Here is a 499-nt window from a genome sequence, read left to right on the forward strand (position 1 = left end):
CGAGTTCAATTAAGCCATCGATGAGTTCAGCAGGCTGACCTGCAGTACCAAACCCACCAATCATAATGGTTGAACCGTCTTTAATTTGGGAGAGGGCTTCGGTTAAAGTCTTTTGAGATTTATCAATCATAGCGTTTTATAGATAAAGCTATCTATATCCTTTTCGGTCTTGCAAAAATTTAAACAAATCAAAATGATTAGATTTGGATTGGTCTAAATTCTTTAGTTGAATAAGATAAAGGATGGATGCGAAATCCATCCCTTTATTATTTTTAAGCTGATGCGCGGCGGCGTTCAACTTCAGTAGAAGGCGCACCTTCAACGTCTTTCACTAATTCAATGTCAAATTGAATATGTTTGAACGCACCTTTTAGACCACGACGAGCAATTTCAGCTTCATCAGTTACGTCTACAGCAGTTGCCACTAAGCCATCACGCGTTGCAAATGCAAAGTCATCCCAAAGGTATTTATCACCTTCGATGTTGAACTGCGTAGTTA

General features: G+C 39.1%; 2 protein-coding genes. Both read right to left on the reverse strand.

The features are described from left to right. Positions 1 to 130 (reverse strand): CoA-transferase (locus AC1M86_RS14775; RefSeq protein ID WP_481598118.1); only part of this gene is annotated, 130 nt, incomplete at its 3' end. Positions 131 to 272: 142 nt separating this feature from the next. Next, positions 273 to 499, reverse strand: a 227-nt coding sequence (locus AC1M86_RS14780; RefSeq protein ID WP_481608254.1) for a dioxygenase family protein, incomplete at its 5' end; no start/stop codon positions are given.

It is taken from the genome of Acinetobacter sp. ANC_7654 (genome assembly GCF_056779855.1).